We start from the raw sequence: 14,394 nt of genomic DNA, 5'->3' as shown, positions 1-14,394 counted from the left end.
TGCCTTGCTCCGGTAGATTCGGAGGAAGTTTTAAATGCCTTTAATCTGGCCCTCCGAACTTCGCAAGCTGGGTATTGTGGGCATGAACCGCCGCAATGTGGAATACATTGCTCGCAATAACGAACGCCGTTGTTATCCCATGGTGGATAACAAATTAAAAACCAAATTGGCGGCGACGGAATACGGTATTGATGTGCCGGAGCTGTATGGTGAGGTGCGTTACCAGTATCAGGCTCGCCGTCTGGAACAGATAATCGGCGACCGGGAAACCTTTGTCATCAAACCCGCCCAGGGCTGTGGTGGCAAAGGTATTCTGGTGATTGTGGGTCGCAATGGCAGTCGTTTTGTCAAACCCAATGGCCGCGAACTCTCCCTGCGGGAACTGAAGGGCCACGTTTCCAATATTCTCAGCGGATTGTTCAGCCTCGGTGGTCGCCTGGATGTGGCCATGGTGGAAGAGCTGGTGAACTTTGACGACCGCTTTGCCAATTACAGCTACGAAGGTGTGCCGGACGTGCGTGTGGTGGTGTACAGGGGTTACCCGGTAATGGCCATGCTGCGCTGTTCTACCCGTGAGTCCGATGGCAAGGCCAATTTGCACCAGGGAGCGGTGGGGGTGGGTATTGATATTGTGTCGGGCACCAGTATTTGCGCAGTGCAGCACAATCGCACTGTGGAGCGGCACCCGGACACCGGGCACTCTTTCGACAATCTGGTTATTCCCCAGTGGTCAAAAATGTTAAAGCTGGCGGCAGGTTGCCAGGAAATGACCGGGCTGGGATATCTGGGGGCGGATGTGGTGCTGGATGCAGACCGCGGGCCGCTGATTCTGGAAATTAACGCCCGTCCGGGGCTGGCCATTCAGATTGCCAATCGGGTGGGGTTGCGTAAGCGTTTGACCGAAATTGACCAACTGAAGCCCGGCCAACGGGATGTGGATTCCCGCATTGCCGACAGTGTCAGGTTGTTCGTCAAGCGCTGAGTTGTAGTATCTGTTTTAAATGCCTGGGTGACGTCACCAGGTCGGCCAGCGTGAAGTGATCAAGTTCTGCCAAAAATGCATCGCGGGCATTATTGAGTGCCTGTTTGAGGCGGCAGCAGGGCACGATAGGGCAGTCTTCGCCCTCGCAATCGACAATCTCCAGACTTTCCTCCAGGGTGCGAACCACGGTGCCCACACCAATATTTTCAGGCTGTTGGCCCAATTGAAATCCGCCGCCTTTGCCTCGGGTGGTGGTTAGCCAGCCCTGGTGCGCCATACGATTGACAATTTTCATTACATGATTGCGCGAGATTCCAAACACTTGCGCTACTTCTGAAATGCGGGCTTTGTCGCCTTCCGGCTGTAAGGCTGCGTACATCAAAACCCTGAGCCCATAATCGGTGAAGCGGGTCAGTTGCATGGTAACTCCTGTAGACATTTATTAAAGATGCATCTATTATGCATTTATTTAAAGATGCATGGGAGATAAATGTTATGTGTGACAGCACCATTCTCAATCGACTGCAAAAGCTGAACAAATCCGGGCGCTGGATGGTGGCGTTCAGTATTGGTTTGACCGTGCTGGGAGTGTGGGTGGCCTATGGCCTCGACCATCGCTTGAGCCTGACACAACAGGTACTGGCTCATCTGGTGGTGATTATTTTTCCGGTGGGTTTGAAAATTGGCTATGTGATAATGCTGTATGCTCAACAGCAACTTCGGCAGTGTTCCGATTTACGGCTGTCCCAAATTCACTGAAGCATGACTACAGTAGTGCTATAAACCCTTGGCGCTGGGTATGAACCTGGAATGACTTGCTGTCACACGCTGCAACTTTTTTGTGAGAGAAAGCATCCATGTAAGCTCGGAGCCAGCATCTTTGCTGGCTACGGTCACAGCAACTCACCCCAGGTTCATCCCTTCGGAGTTTGCAAGCAATAACGCTCCTAACCTGTTTATTAATTCTGGATTTCACCAATGGCAGTTATCAATATCTCCGAACCGGCCAAAGGGCCAGCCTTATGGCAGCTTGCTTTTCGGCCCTTTTTTCTTTCAGGGGCGTTGTTTGGGGCTTGTGCAATAGCCGCGTGGGGATTGTTTCTCTCCGGGGTTGAATGGGTGCCTGGCAGCAGCCTTGGCCCAACCCAGTGGCACGGCCATGAAATGTTGTTTGGGTTTGGCCTGGCCATTGTTTACGGTTTTTTGCTGACTGCGGTGCAAACCTGGACCGGGGTGCCCGCTGTCAAGGGCGGCCAGTTGGCCCTGTTGTGGGGCTTTTGGCTAGCGGCCAGGTTGCTGTGGCTGGTTCCCTGGGAATTAAACGCCGAGCTTATGCTGGCCTGTACAGCGGCAGCAGATTTGTCGTTTCAGTTATTGGGCTTGTTCTGGCTGCTGCGGCCAATATTGCTGGTCAAACAGTGGCGCAATATGGCGGTGGCTGCGGTGCCGGTGCTGATGTTAGTTGTCAATTGCCGTTATTATCTGGCGGCTGCGGAGGGGGAGTATCTGCAACAGCAACACAGTCTGCAGGCCATGATCTGGCTGTTTGCCGTTATGATGAGTGTGATCGGTGGCCGGGTGATTCCTTTCTTTACCGCCCGCAAACTGGGGGTTGAGCAGCCAATCAGACGTTTGTGGCTGGAAGTGGGGTGCCACCTTTCGTTGCTGCTGTTGGCGCTACAGGCGCTTATTGGCTTTTATCTGCCCGACATGGTGTTGCCGTTACTGGCGGCGCTGTTGCATCTGCTGCGCTGGGGCAGTTGGCAAAATATCGGCTTGTGGCGGGTGCCGCTGCTGTGGTCGCTGCACCTGGCTTACCTGTTTATCCCGGTGTTTACCATCGCCTGGGGGCTGTCGGGGGTGTTGAACTGGTGGACATCAGATGTTCTTCACCTGCTGGCTATCGGCGCTATCTCGGGGATGATTCTGGCCATGATCGCACGGGTGTCGCTGGGACACACCGGCCATGAATTGCGCAGTTCTGTTGCCATGAATTGTGGGTTCGCGTTGGTGACCCTGTCGGCACTGTCCCGTTTTCTGCCGGTTTTTGTATCGTCCTGGCGGCTGCCACTGTACAACCTGTCGGCACTGGCCTGGACGTTGGCGTTTGTTATCTTTCTAATTGGCTACTGGCGTATTCTTACCAGTAAACGGGTGGACGGGCGTCAGGGATAACAGCGAGGTGATTTATGGAAGGTTGGGTAGAGGCAACAGTCGTTGAAAATAAGCGTTGGAATCAACGGCTGTGCTCGCTGAGAGTCACAGCGGATGAACTGCCCGATTTCCGCGCCGGGCAGTTTTTGCGCCTGGGGTTGGAAGTGGGTGGCGAGCTGCTGGCCCGTCCGTACTCCCTGGTCAATGCTCCCCATGAAACAGCGGCGGAGTTTTACTTCAACAAGGTGGACGAAGGGCCGCTGTCGCCACGGCTGCACGCTCTGGAAAAAGGTGACAAGCTGTGGCTGTCAAAAATGGTGGCGGGGTTTTTAACCCTGGATGATATTCCATCCGGCAGGCGTTTGTGGATGCTTGCCACCGGCACTGCACTTGGGCCATTTCTGTCAATTTTAAAAACCGATCAGGTCTGGCAGCAATATCAGCAAGTGATTCTGGTGCACGGCGTGCGCAGTGCCGATGAGTTGGCTTATGGTGATTTGATTGGCGACATTCAAGAACAGCAAGGCGAGAACTTTGTGTTTCTGAAATCGGTGACCCGTGAGGTTGTTGTCGATACCCTGTCGCAGCGAATCCCCCATGCCATTGCCGCTGGCCATTTAGAGGCATTATTGGGCGTGACAATAAACCCGGACGAAGATCGGGTGATGCTGTGTGGTAACCCGGGGATGGTAGAAGGTTGTGTGGAACAGCTGGAATTAAAGGGCCTGATACGCCACCGGCGCAGGATGCCGGGGCAGGTGGTTATGGAGGTTTATAAGTAGTCAGGCCTACGACAATTAATAATAGAATCATTGCTGTCCCACAAACTCGAACAACATGAATTGGGTCTTGCTTGATGTGACCGTGGCCAGCATGGATGCTGGCCTCGAGCCCCCAGGGATGGGTTCACGGCGTGTCACAGCAAGCAAGACCCAATTCATGTCTGCTGAGAACTTAAACCCTTTGACGCCCTTGTATTTCCCACGGTTTAGGAACTCTGGGCTCAAAGTTTGTGGGACAGCAGTGTAATAGAATGACTTTTTAGGGAAACAACATGGATTTTGTTGAATATAGATACGAAGACTCAGGCGTTGGGTTTGAAAGACTTCATTTAATTCCCTCAATCAAAGCAATATCTTTTTTTAGCAGGTCATTAACCATAACGCTGAGGTCAACACCTTTGGCTTTGGCTTTAAAATAGCTCAAAACGTCACTATCAAGATATACCGGCAAATTCATAACTGCGTCAGGGTTATGAAACTTGCCCCGTTCGCCATTGGAAAAATCATATTCTTTAGACATTGCTTTTAACCTTCATACTGCACCGGCCATCCTTGTCTGCTTCAAATCCATTCCCGATAATTCGCCCAAATTACCGTTCCGGCAACCACCAGTAATCCAACCGCCACAGCTGCCAGTTCAGGTAAGCCCAGGGTTGCCCCAGATATTTGCGTTACCCATTGATTGATTGAGGTCGCAAAGGAAGGTAGCAAAGTGGCGGCACAGCCAGCGCCCAATATCGTCGAACCGAGAATAATGCCGCTCTTTTTGCCGTTGCTGAGGCGGCTGCCCGGTTGCGCGGGAAGGCCGGCGATCACGTTGTCGCTAAAGCCACCGTCCTTTAAATATGGTTCGGTGGCACGGGCGGCCCTGAACAGGGCGTCCAGTTCGTCTGGCTGCGAGTTGTTGTGATTGTCTGAGATAGGTGCGTTCATGGTGTCACCGTTGTCTGCCAGGCAGAGAGTAGCACTTTCAGTTTTTCCCGACCACGTTGGATATGGCTTTTTACCGTACCCAGTGGGCTGTCCAGTATTTGAGCTATTTCCTGGTGGCTGTGTTCCCGCTGCAAATGCAGGTGCAGGGCCATGGCCTGTTCTGGGGGCAGTTGCGCCAGGGCTCTGGAAATATCCCGGTGAAGGTCCGTCTCGACCGCAGGGCTGTGGTTGTCATGGCTGTCTTCGTTTTCCGATAGCGGCTCTGTGGGTTTGCGAGAGCGGTAGTAACTGGCGAACTGGCGGTAGGCAATGCGGTACAACCAGGTGTAAAAATTGGCGTCGCCGCGAAAGCTACTGAGATTGGCGAAGGCCTTGATAAAGGTTTCCTGGGCCAGATCATCCGCCAGCGCCTCGTCCCAGCCAGTGAGCTGACGCAGGCTGTAGCGCAGCTGTGACTGGTAGCGGTTGACCAGTTCCCGGTAGGCGCGCTGGTCGTTGGCGGTGAGAACCCTGGCAATCAGGGTTCTGTCGTCGTTGGTCATGGATGCAATCTCCAGGAATTCGTTCCAGGAATTACTGTTCCAAACCGTCGCTTTTTTTGCTTTCCAGCTTCCACACAAGCAGTTGTGCCAAGCCGATAAACAAGGGAATCATACTGATGGCAATGGGTGGGTTTTTCCCGGTGACCAGGCCAAGAGCCATCAGCCCCAGAGCAATGCCAACCATGACCATGCCTTTGTGCAGGTTGCTTTTGGGGTTTTCCTGCTTGTGCAGGCCTTGCAGCACTTCGGCGGGAATATCTTTACCCGCAGCCACGTAGTTGCCGATGGTTTCATGGGTCAGACGGCGCTTTTTGAAGGAGCTATACAGAGCGATGGCAACAATAATAATTGGCCCGCCAAATATCAGGACAATCGCTGTGAGACCAAGGAACATTTCGGGAATAGAGGGGCCATTGTCACTACCACCGACTTTGATATTGATTTCTTCCAGTTCTTTCAGGGCTTCCCTGGCATCGTAAAGCCCTTCCCGCAGTTCTTCCTTTTCCTCATCGCTGAGATTGGAATTTTCTTCATCTATTTTTTTGCTGATGCGTTCAAACAGACGATCAATTTTGTCGTCCTTGCTGCTTTTTTCCCTGTCTTGCTCTGGCAGGGCTGTTTCAACTTGTTCTTCAACGGGTGTTTGTTCCTGTTCCGCCCAGGCCGTTGGGGTGCAGACTGCAAGTGCCAGCAGAGATGCAATAAGGATTTTCATGGTGTTCCTCGCTTCTTTCGGATATTTACAGGTTATTGACGATTGTAGCCGCTAAAGCCGCAATCGCCCCTACGAACACTTAGACGCGGGGAGGAGGGGGTTTGGATGCAGGAAGATTAAAAAAACTGCAGGCTATTATAGGTTGTGTGGTTTTGTCATCCTGAGCGCAGCGAAGGATCTCTCAGGCTTCACAGTCAAGAGATTCTTCGCTGCGCTCAGAATGACAGACTGCACTGTACTTCTCGCAGCCCGTAGCCCGCAGCAGCTTTACAGGCGCTTGCCTTTACTATTCTTCGCCTGGTTAAACAACGCTGCCATAGTACCGGTAGCCGCTGGTTTTTGTTGGCGCTGTTGGGGTTTGCGGTGATTGCCTGAATTGCGCGGCGCAGATGAGCGCTTATTGTCCTGCCCGGGCTGGTCATCCAGACGCATAGACAGGCCAATGCGTTTGCGGGGGATATCCACTTCCATCACTTTCACTTTGACGATATCGCCGGTTTTTACCACTTTGCGGGGGTCTTCCACGTAGCTGTGGGAGAGGGCGGAGATATGCACCAGACCGTCCTGGTGAACGCCGATGTCCACAAAAGCACCGAAGTTGGCCACATTGGTGACGGTGCCTTCCAGCACCATGCCCGCTTCCAGGTCTTTCAGGGTTTCCACCCCTTCCATAAAGGTGGCGGCTTTGAATTCCGGGCGTGGGTCGCGGCCGGGTTTGTCCAGTTCACGGATAATATCGGTGACGGTGGGAATACCGAATTGGTCGTCGGTGTAATCCGCTGCTTTCAGACTGCGCAGGGTGGCGCTGTCGCCCAGCAGCAATTTGATGTCTTTGCCCTGCTTGCTGGCGATGCGTTCCACCACCTGATAGGACTCCGGGTGTACCGCCGAGCTATCCAGAGGGTTGTCGCCGTTGGCAATGCGTAAAAAGCCGGCGGCCTGCTCAAAGGTTTTGTCGCCCAGGCGCGGGACTTTTTTCAGTTCCTTGCGGTTTTTGAATACGCCGTTGGCGTCCCGGTAGCTGACGATGTTATCGGCGATGGTCTGGTTCAGGCCGGATACCCGCCGCAGCAAAGCGGCAGAGGCGGTGTTTACCTCCACGCCCACGGCGTTTACGCAGTCTTCCACCACCGCGTCCAGACTTTGTGCCAGCTGGCTCTGGCTGACATCGTGCTGGTATTGGCCTACGCCGATGGATTTGGGTTCAATTTTTACCAGTTCTGCCAGTGGGTCTTGCAGGCGGCGGCCAATGGAAACCGCGCCGCGAATGGTTACATCCAGGTCGGGAAACTCTTTGGCGGCAAATTCCGAGGCGGAATACACGGAGGCACCGGCTTCGCTGACCATGATTTTTTGCAGTTTCAGCTCCGGGTGGCGTTTGATCAGCTCGCCAGCGAGTTTGTCGGTTTCCCGTGAGGCGGTGCCGTTGCCGATGGCCACCAGTTCGGTATTGTGTTGCTGGGCAAGTTTGGCCAGCACAGCGATGGATTGATCCCACTGATTTTTGGGGGCGTGGGGGAAAATGGCCCCGTGGTCCACCAGTTTGCCGGTGGCGTCGATCACCGCCACTTTCACCCCGGTGCGCAGGCCCGGGTCCAGAGCAATGGTGGCTTTGAGTCCGGCGGGGGCGGCCAATAGCAAGTCACTGAGGTTTTCCGCAAATACTGTAATGGCCTCGGTTTCCGCCTGTTGGCGCAGGTCGCCCAGCAGGTCGGTTTCGATATGGGAGTGCAGCTTTACCCGCCAGGTCCAGCGCACTACTTCGGCCAGCCAGTTGTCTGCCGGGCGGCCCTGGTCGCGGATATCAAAGTGCGCAGCAATACGGCTTTCGCAAAGGTGTTTGCTGGTGGGGCTGGCGTCTTCTGATGGCGGCAAATCCACTTTCAGGTGCAGAAAACCTTCGCGGCGGCCACGAAACATGGCTAACGCCCGGTGGGATGGGGTCTTTTTTACCGCTTCTGTGTGCTCAAAGTAATCTTTGTACTTGTTGCCTTCCTGTTCTTTGCCGGGAGCAACCGCACTGGTCAGTACACCCTGGTCGAGTATTTGCTGACGCAGTTGCCCCAACAGTTCCGCGTCTTCGCTGAAGCGTTCCATCAAAATAAATTTGGCACCGTCCAGGGCGGCTTTGGCATCGTCGATTTTATGTTCCGGGTTCAGGTATTTGGCCGCCTCGATTTCCGGTGTCAGGGTAGGGTCGTTAAACAGCGCGTCTGCCAGCGGCTCCAGGCCCGCTTCAATGGCAATTTGCCCTTTGGTACGGCGCTTGGGTTTATAGGGCAGGTACAGGTCTTCCAGACGGGTTTTGGTATCGGCGGCGAGAATGCTGGTTTTTAACTCAGGAGTGAGCTTGCCCTGTTCGTCAATGCTGTTAAGAATGGTGGCGCGGCGTTCTTCCAGCTCCCGCAGGTAACCCAGGCGATCCTGCAAATTGCGCAATTGGCTGTCGTCCAGTGCACCGGTCACCTCTTTGCGGTAACGGGCGATAAAGGGCACAGTGGCGCCTTCGTCCAATAATTCCACTGCGGCATCCACCTGGCGGGTGGTGACGCTGAGTTCGTTGGCAATGGTGTTTACAATGGACTTAAGGGTTGCAGCAGACATAGACGCAGACATAAGTAAAGCGGGCCGTTTAAAAATAGAAAGGCGGCGATTATTAACCAAAGCCATGGTTCGAGGTAGTCTTGTTTTTGTTGGGCAAGTGTGGTTTTGCGGAGGCGGTTTGATGGGACAGCAATGACTAAACAGATAAAAATTTCTCCCCTGTTTAAAAAAATCGAACAGCTCCAGGGCAGCACTCCATGGGGGCATATTCTCGATGTGGGCACAGGCCCCAAGTCGCTGTCATGGATCAACCGCTTGCCGAGCCAGCGCTGGACGGCGGTCACAGCTCAGGAGTCAATGATTGACAGTGCCCGCCACGCTCTCGCAACACCTCCGCGAGAAGCGGATCGGTTGGTTCTGGGCAATTGGGCAGACGACTCGCTGTTGCAGGGCGAAACCTTTGATACGGTGTTACTGGATTACTTTATCGGTGCCGTCGACGCCTTTGCGCCCTATTTTCAGGAGGCGCTGCTGCACCGTTTGGCAGAGCGTGTGCGCGGCACACTGTATGTTACCGGCCTGGAACCCTATGTGCCGGTGGTGGCCGATGACCCGGTTGGGGAGTTTGTGGGGGACCTGGGGCGGCTCCGTGATGCCTGCATGTTGTTGGCCAGAGACCGCCCCTACAGGGAGTATCCGGCTTCTTGGGTTGCCGCACAGTTGCGCAATGCCGGCTTGCAGGTAACGGATACCCGGTTTTTTTCCATTCGCTACCGCAGCCAGTTCCTGTCGAGCCAGCTGGGTTTATGCGAAGATCGTGTGCAACGCTTTGCGGACCCGCAGCTGACCGCAGCCATGGTTGCACATATTGCGCAAATGCGCCGCCGTGGAGAGGCCCTTATCGAGCAAAACGACGGCCTGCGTTATGGCCGCAATTATGTGTTGCGTGCGGTGCCAACTGTGGTCACAGAGAGCTGACCAGGTGGCCACCGTCCACAGCCAGGGCAACGCCGTTGATAAAAGAACCCGCATTGCTGGCCAGTAACAAGAGAGGAGCATCCAGTTCGTGAAGCTCACCCAATCGCTGAGCCGGTGTTTGTTGGATAAACTGCTGGCCTTTGGGTGATTCAAAGAAGTCCTGGTTTAATTCTGTTTTGAAGTATCCCGGACAAAGGGCGTTAACCCGAATACCCTTTCTGCCCAATTCCAGGGCCATGGCCTTTGTCATTTGTACAACCGCCGCTTTGGAAGTGGAGTAGGTGCTTTCTCCTATAGCCACTCGAAGGCCGAGGATAGAGGCTATATTGACAATGCTGCCATTGCCTTCAGCGGCCAGCAATTCTTTGCTAAACCTGTTCGCGACACGCCAGACGCCGCTGAGGTTTGTGTTTATTACTCTTTGCCAGCTGTCTTCATCCACATTGGTAAAGCGCCTGGAGTTGGCCACACCCGCGTTGTTGATAAGAATGTCCGCAGGTCTGCCAAGCTTTTCTGTTATTGATGAGAAAGCACTTTCAACGCTGGCGGGGTCGGTAACGTCAAGCTGTACCGCAAGCGCCTTGCCCTTGGCCTTTTCAATGTGTTCAACTTGCTGTTGCAATTTTTCAGTGCGTCTTGCTGCCAGCACCACATGGGCACCTGCCTGAGCCAGAACTCGTGCGAAGTGGGCACCGAGGCCACTGGATGCGCCGGTTACCAGGGCAACCCTGTTATCCAGTGTAGTCTGTTGATCTAACATAGTTGTGCAGCCATTTCTGTTAAAGGTCTGGTCAATTCGCCCATTTCAAGGGCCTTGGAGCTGGATGCGTTACCATCCAACGCCCGCTTTTTAACCCCTTGCAGAATAGCAGCAAAGCGGAAAAAGCTGAAAATCAGGTAGAAATTCCAGTTGGGAATCGCTTCGATATTTCGGGCCTGGCAGTACCAGCTGACGTACTCTTGCTCGCTGGGTATGCCCAATTCTGCTCGATCAATACCGCCGAGCCCGGGCATCACACTATCGTGGGCCATACGCAGTTGCATGCATTGATAGGCCAAGTCGGCGAACGGGTGCCCCAATGTGGACAATTCCCAATCCAGCACCGCCAGAACGTTGGCTGCGTTTGCGTCGAACAGCATATTGTCCAAGCGAAAGTCGCCGTGAACCAGAGAAGTGTGGCCATCATCTTCGGGCATGTTTGCTGGCAGCCAGTCGATGAGCTTTTCCATGGAGGCGATGTGTTCGGTCTCTGAAGCGCGGTACTGTTTTGTCCAACGACCGATCTGGCGTTCGTAGTAATTGCCTGGGCGGCCATAATCGGACAGACCCACCGCATCAATATCAACGCTGTGCAGGCTGGCTAGTACCCGGCTCATTTCCCGGTAGATGGCTGTGCGCTCTTCGGCAGACGCTTCCGGCAGGGATGGGTCCCACATCACCCGGCCTTCCACATATTCCATCACGTAAAAAATACTGCCGATCACACTTTCATCGGTGCAAAGGTGGACCATATGGGGGACTGGAACATCGGTAGTTTCCAGTGCCTTCATCACTCGGTATTCCCGGTCAACCGCGTGGGCAGACTTGAGCAGTTCCCCCGGTGGCTTGCGGCGCAATACGTAACGCTGCTTCGGAGTGGTGATTAAAAAAGTCGGGTTGGACTGGCCGCCGGCAAACTTTTCTGCCGTCAGTGGGCCCTGAAACTCTGGGATTGCTTCTTCCAGATAGCCCCCCAGAGTTTGAATGTCGAACGTAAAATCAGACAAAACTTAATTCTCTGCATACCGGTTAATAATTTGTTTGCCCAGAGCCATCATATGTACTTGGTCTGGCCCGTCTGCCTGACGGCACCAGCGCGCGTAATTAAAGGCTTCGGCCATTGGATAATCTTCTGTGAAACCTCCGGAACCGTGAATTTGCATGCAGCGGTCAATCACATTTTGGGTGATGGTCGGCACCGATATTTTGGCTGCTGCAATAAAATCCCGAGCTTCTTTTGCGCCAACTTCATCAATTCTCTGTGCGGTTTTCAATGTTAACAGGCGAGCCTGTTCGATTTCTGAAAAGCATTTTGCGATATCTTCACGTACAGATTGATGCTGGCTGAGTGTTTTGCCAAAAGTGGTGCGTTGTGTGGAGCGTTTGCAGGCCAACTCCAAAGAGCGCTGGGCACAGCCAATCAGGCGCATGCAGTGGTGAATTCGGCCTGGCCCTAAACGACCCTGGGCAATTTCGAAACCTCTGCCTTCTCCAAGCAACAGATTGCTCGTTGGTACACGTACATTATCGAATACTATTTCTGCGTGGCCAATAGGGGCGTCGTCGTAACCGAAAGTGGTCAGTGCTCGCTCAACGCTAACACCGGCAGTGTCTTTGGGTACCAAAACTTGAGATTGTTGCAGGTGACGGTTTGGGTTGTCTGGGTCGGTTTTTCCCATCACAATAAATATTTTTGTACGCTCGTTCATGGCGCCAGTAATAAACCATTTGCGGCCATTGATAACGTATTCATCACCGTCGCGAACAATGGATGTTTCAATATTGGTAGCGTCGCTAGAAGCAACAGCAGGTTCGGTCATGGCGTAAGAGGAACGAATTTCTCCGTTGAGAAGGGGCGTTAGCCACTGTTCTTTTTGTTCTTCGGTTGCGTATTTCAGGAACACCTCCATGTTGCCGGTATCTGGTGCATTGCAGTTGAACACCTCCGGTGCCCAAAGAACACGCCCCATAATTTCTGCCAACGGCGCGTAATCCAAATTGCTCATGCCGCCAAACTCTTTCGGCATGAATAAATTCCACAACCCCTGTTCTCTGGCGATTTCTTTTAGCTTGTCGATAATTGGCAATGGTGCCCAGCGATTTTCTGCGGATGCCAGTTCCTCCTCAAAAATCTTTTCAGAGGGGTAAATGTGCTCATCCATAAAGGTGGCAAGGCGGTTCGTCAGATCCTGTTGTCGCTCTTTATATGCATTCATAATATTGCCAATTATGTTTAATAGTTATTAGAGGTAAGTAATAGCCTGGCTATTACCAGAGTGTTCCAAGTGCCCAATGCAGTTAAAACAATCCAGCGTAAAGTGTTGCCTGTTGTAAAGCAGGGTACTTTTGCTGCTGTTCCTTATCTGCAGGCTCATATTGCGTACTGATTCATTCTTCAGCCCCAGTGCGTGTCCCAGCATGACTGAGATTGGACCCCCCGAAGTAACAATCAGTACCTGTTTTTTATTGGCGTTACTAACAGCCTGGAAATTCTCGATAACCTGTTGTCGAAAGTATTGCCAACTGATTGTTGTCCCTGCCAAATGTCCTTCCATCCAGTACCCTAATGCCCGGGTTATATTTCTGTAGTAACAGGATTGCGGGCTTCCTTCGTTAGTGACCTCATCGGGGTACTGTTTTTGAAATGCGGTCAGCAGGTCCTGAAAATCGTATTCATTAAAGCCGTCGTTCTCTATTTCTTCAGGCGAATTACTCAGGCCGTTCAAAACGTTGACTGCGGTCTGTTTGTGTCTGACCATGGTGCCGGTAACAAGTAGATCAAATTCCTTCTGCTGCTGTTTGAAGTGCTGGCCAAGGTAAGTTGCTTGCTGCCCACCGAGTTCCGTAAGCTGATCGTAGTTGTCACTGCCAAAGCTGGCTTGTCCGTGCCTGACTAATGTAATTTGCGGCATTCGTATCAATCTTTTACAACGGTTGAAGAATTATATAGTTCCGTTCAACATCATATCAGTTTATTTTCGTTATATGTTATTATTCATGAAATCAATAAAAGTAAAGGTGGTGTTATGCGTTTGGGGCGTCTGGATCTGAATTTGTTTGTTGTGTTTGATGCTGTATATAGAGAACGGAGTGTCACCAAAGTGGCACAGACGCTGAACCTGACTCAGCCTGCCGTCAGTAATGCGTTGTCGCGCTTGCGTGAAATGTTTGATGACCCCCTTTTTGTACGAACTTCGGAAGGCATGATGCCAACGCCAGTGGCGGACACGGTGGTTGGTGATGTGAAGTCGGCGCTTGCGTTGTTGGAAAAAAGTGCCGGTATTAATGCCCACTTTTCTCCAGAGAGCGCCGAAAAATTGTACCGACTGTCAATGAACGACCTTGCTGAGTCGCTGTTTTTGTCGCCACTGTATGCAGAGCTTAAAAAGCGAGCACCCAAGATGTCGCTCAGTAGTTATTATATCGATCGACAGTCCGCAACGGCGGATTTGAAGTCGGCTGCCATTGATTTTCTGGTGGATACGCCTTTAGTACGTGCCAAGGAGTTTCACTTTCAGGAGGTGATAAAGCTGCCCTATGTGTGTGCCGTTCGGCAGGGGCATCCCCTGGCATCCAAGAAACTCACGTTGGATCGGTATATCGAGTCGGAGCATATTCACGTGTCCAGCCGCCGCAAAGGACGTGGCCAGGCAGATGTGGCAGTGAACAAAATGGGCCTGCAGAGAAACATTGGGATGCGGGTAAAGGATTACCTTGTGGCGGCGCGAGTAACCCGGACGACCGACCTGGTGTGGACCGCCCCTAAAGTGTTGGCGGAGAGCCTGCCTTTGGTGGTAAAGCCCCTGCCATTTGATGTAGAGCCTTTGGAGTTGATCCTGTACTGGCACAAAAGCGCGGATACGGATCCGGCAAATCAGTGGTTTCGGGATTTGTTTATCAGTGCAACACGCGGTATGGGTGACAGTCTGTGATGGGAAAGGGGTTGTGTGTATCTGTATATATGTCGCAGATGCATATTTATAGGTCGTAGATATATCGCTTAT

The 14,394-nt window shown here is 52.8% G+C and carries 16 protein-coding genes; 6 read left to right on the top strand and 10 right to left on the bottom strand.

Features of this window, described 5'->3' with window-relative positions; all coding sequences use genetic code 11:
- Positions 1–34: 34 nt before the first annotated feature.
- Positions 35–982 carry an alpha-L-glutamate ligase-like protein gene (locus ACVBEJ_RS01160; protein WP_447127750.1) on the top strand — a complete coding sequence of 316 codons (948 nt, stop codon included), beginning with the start codon at positions 35–37 and terminating at the stop codon, positions 980–982.
- On the opposite strand, the gene ACVBEJ_RS01155 is transcribed toward ACVBEJ_RS01160, so the two are convergent.
- Positions 972–1,403, bottom strand: coding sequence for an Rrf2 family transcriptional regulator (locus tag ACVBEJ_RS01155; protein ID WP_447127749.1), 432 nt, complete (start codon positions 1,401–1,403; stop codon positions 972–974). The two genes, ACVBEJ_RS01160 and ACVBEJ_RS01155, sit on opposite strands and share 11 nt — an antisense overlap.
- A gap of 74 nt (positions 1,404–1,477) precedes the next feature.
- On the opposite strand from ACVBEJ_RS01155, the gene ACVBEJ_RS01150 reads away from it, so the two are divergent.
- The 3 genes from ACVBEJ_RS01150 to ACVBEJ_RS01140 all read left to right on the top strand — a co-directional run bounded on the left by ACVBEJ_RS01150 (position 1,478) and on the right by ACVBEJ_RS01140 (position 3,918).
- Complete coding sequence (locus ACVBEJ_RS01150) at positions 1,478–1,741, top strand: hypothetical protein (protein ID WP_447127748.1); 264 nt, start codon at positions 1,478–1,480, stop codon at positions 1,739–1,741.
- Positions 1,742–1,960: 219 nt separating this feature from the next.
- The gene (locus tag ACVBEJ_RS01145) at positions 1,961–3,157 is read left to right on the top strand and encodes an NnrS family protein (protein WP_447127747.1); all 1,197 of its coding nucleotides are present in this window, start codon (positions 1,961–1,963) and stop codon (positions 3,155–3,157) included.
- Between the two features lie 14 nt (positions 3,158–3,171).
- Complete coding sequence (locus ACVBEJ_RS01140) at positions 3,172–3,918, top strand: ferredoxin--NADP reductase (protein WP_447127746.1); 747 nt, start codon at positions 3,172–3,174, stop codon at positions 3,916–3,918.
- Between the two features lie 325 nt (positions 3,919–4,243).
- Here the strand turns inward: ACVBEJ_RS01140 and ACVBEJ_RS01135 are convergent, their stop codons facing one another.
- The 5 genes from ACVBEJ_RS01135 to ACVBEJ_RS01115 form a co-directional block, all read right to left on the bottom strand.
- Complete coding sequence (locus tag ACVBEJ_RS01135) at positions 4,244–4,438, bottom strand: hypothetical protein (protein ID WP_447127745.1); 195 nt, start codon at positions 4,436–4,438, stop codon at positions 4,244–4,246.
- A 41-nt stretch (positions 4,439–4,479) separates the two neighbouring features.
- Positions 4,480–4,851, bottom strand: a complete 372-nt coding sequence (locus ACVBEJ_RS01130; RefSeq protein ID WP_447127744.1) for a hypothetical protein — start codon at positions 4,849–4,851, stop codon at positions 4,480–4,482.
- Positions 4,848–5,393 (bottom strand): RNA polymerase sigma factor, encoded by a 546-nt coding sequence (locus ACVBEJ_RS01125; RefSeq protein WP_447127743.1) that lies wholly within the window; start codon positions 5,391–5,393, stop codon positions 4,848–4,850. Before ACVBEJ_RS01125 ends, ACVBEJ_RS01130 begins: the two co-directional genes overlap by 4 nt.
- A 31-nt stretch (positions 5,394–5,424) precedes the next feature.
- Positions 5,425–6,108 carry a DUF6249 domain-containing protein gene (locus ACVBEJ_RS01120; RefSeq protein ID WP_447127742.1) on the bottom strand — a complete coding sequence of 228 codons (684 nt, stop codon included), beginning with the start codon at positions 6,106–6,108 and terminating at the stop codon, positions 5,425–5,427.
- 267 nt (positions 6,109–6,375) lie between these two features.
- Positions 6,376–8,712: a Tex family protein gene (locus ACVBEJ_RS01115; RefSeq protein WP_447127741.1), complete on the bottom strand. Its 2,337-nt coding sequence runs from the start codon at positions 8,710–8,712 to the stop codon at positions 6,376–6,378.
- A 132-nt stretch (positions 8,713–8,844) separates the two neighbouring features.
- Between ACVBEJ_RS01115 and ACVBEJ_RS01110 the strand changes: the two genes are divergently transcribed.
- Positions 8,845–9,630 carry a class I SAM-dependent methyltransferase gene (locus ACVBEJ_RS01110; RefSeq protein WP_447127740.1) on the top strand — a complete coding sequence of 262 codons (786 nt, stop codon included), beginning with the start codon at positions 8,845–8,847 and terminating at the stop codon, positions 9,628–9,630.
- On the opposite strand, the gene ACVBEJ_RS01105 is transcribed toward ACVBEJ_RS01110, so the two are convergent.
- Genes ACVBEJ_RS01105 through ACVBEJ_RS01090 form a run of 4 tightly spaced genes read right to left on the bottom strand, consistent with a single transcriptional unit; the run spans position 9,617 to position 13,302 of the window.
- Positions 9,617–10,390, bottom strand: coding sequence for an SDR family NAD(P)-dependent oxidoreductase (locus ACVBEJ_RS01105; RefSeq protein WP_447127739.1), 774 nt, complete (start codon positions 10,388–10,390; stop codon positions 9,617–9,619). The two genes, ACVBEJ_RS01110 and ACVBEJ_RS01105, sit on opposite strands and share 14 nt — an antisense overlap.
- Positions 10,384–11,397: a phosphotransferase family protein gene (locus tag ACVBEJ_RS01100; protein WP_447127738.1), complete on the bottom strand. Its 1,014-nt coding sequence runs from the start codon at positions 11,395–11,397 to the stop codon at positions 10,384–10,386. The genes ACVBEJ_RS01105 and ACVBEJ_RS01100 overlap by 7 nt, the downstream gene beginning before the upstream one ends.
- 3 nt (positions 11,398–11,400) lie before the next feature.
- Entirely contained in the window at positions 11,401–12,606 is a 1,206-nt protein-coding gene (locus ACVBEJ_RS01095) for an acyl-CoA dehydrogenase family protein (protein WP_447127737.1), read from the bottom strand.
- A gap of 27 nt (positions 12,607–12,633) precedes the next feature.
- Entirely contained in the window at positions 12,634–13,302 is a 669-nt protein-coding gene (locus tag ACVBEJ_RS01090; RefSeq protein ID WP_447127736.1) for a histidine phosphatase family protein, read from the bottom strand.
- Here ACVBEJ_RS01090 and ACVBEJ_RS01085 point away from each other — a divergent pair.
- On the top strand, positions 13,294–14,322 hold the full coding sequence (locus ACVBEJ_RS01085; RefSeq protein WP_447127735.1) for a LysR family transcriptional regulator: 1,029 nt from the start codon (positions 13,294–13,296) through the stop codon (positions 14,320–14,322). The two genes, ACVBEJ_RS01090 and ACVBEJ_RS01085, sit on opposite strands and share 9 nt — an antisense overlap.
- The last annotated feature ends 72 nt before the right edge of the window (positions 14,323–14,394 follow it).

It is taken from the genome of Porticoccus sp. GXU_MW_L64 (genome assembly GCF_052983295.1).
This window is presented reverse-complemented; position numbering and strand designations above follow the sequence as displayed.